We start from the raw sequence: 903 nt of genomic DNA on the forward strand, positions 1-903 counted from the left end.
AAATATCAGAATTTTTCCAGCTGTGTTTTGTTTACCGTGTAGTAACGTCCTATTCCCCTTATAGGTGAATAATGACAATCCCGATTTACAATCCTGTAGAGAGTTGTACCTACGCAAATGATTTCTTCTTTTTTCTTCATGTTCTTGATACAGGTTTTAGTGCTGCCTACATTCTGTCGGCAACGGGTTAAACATGGTTGCAAAGCTACGGTAGTGTCGGTAAAATCTTGATACGCAAATCTATGCGGAACGGCGCAAAATAGGTCATGCCAAAAGAAAATGCAGTATAAACGGGTTGCTCTTTCAGGTAAAAGGAGATAAAAAAGCCCGAAGTCGTGGAATATGCACGTCTTCGGGGACTGGTTGTTGCAGATAATTACAGATTGACTGACGTACTGATTTACAGATTCAATGACTTCATGTCGTCACTACGTCAGATTAAACCGTTAATCATCAAATGGCTGAACATTAAAAGTTCATGCTAACATTCATACGGCATCCTGTTATTCATTGATACCAGCAGGACTTGTTCCTTTTTTCGCTGGCACAATCTTTCCAGCAGGACATTGCGAATCATTGCGGTACTTGACGTGTCAATACGGAAAGCGAGTGCCACCACCATCGGCAGGGCATACATGTCCGCATAATAGCCGTTGGGCAGCCTGATACGTTTTTCTGCTTCAAGAGGATTCAAAACTCCACACTTGTACACGGCACGGATGGCGGCACGGAGCGTCGGGGCGATTACCCCGAACAGTTCCACCAGCTCCATTTCATTCATCCATATATTACCTGTATCGGATGGTATGGTAATTCTACCATAGCTGTCCGTTGTGATTATTTCCCGTTTCATATCCCTGCCATTTTCACGTTTCCGAATGATTTGCTCAGTTTGTCGCCCAA

Annotated in this window: 1 protein-coding gene; it reads right to left on the reverse strand. The window is 43.4% G+C overall.

Annotated features, from left to right (window positions below; translation table 11 throughout):
- Positions 1 to 481: 481 nt before the first annotated feature.
- Positions 482 to 853, reverse strand: coding sequence for a hypothetical protein (locus tag Q3C19_RS18255; RefSeq protein WP_057258643.1), 372 nt, complete (start codon positions 851 to 853; stop codon positions 482 to 484).
- Positions 854 to 903 lie beyond the last annotated feature (50 nt).

Origin of the sequence: Bacteroides sp. ET489, from assembly GCF_030518095.1 — a bacterium.
Classification (GTDB): Bacteria; Bacteroidota; Bacteroidia; order Bacteroidales; family Bacteroidaceae; genus Bacteroides; species Bacteroides ndongoniae.

Bases quoted from the DNA above. Each gene is read 5' to 3' on its own strand.
- Q3C19_RS18255 (WP_057258643.1), bottom strand. From the start codon at position 853: ATGAAACGGGAAATAATCACAACGGACAGCTATGGTAGAATTACCATA.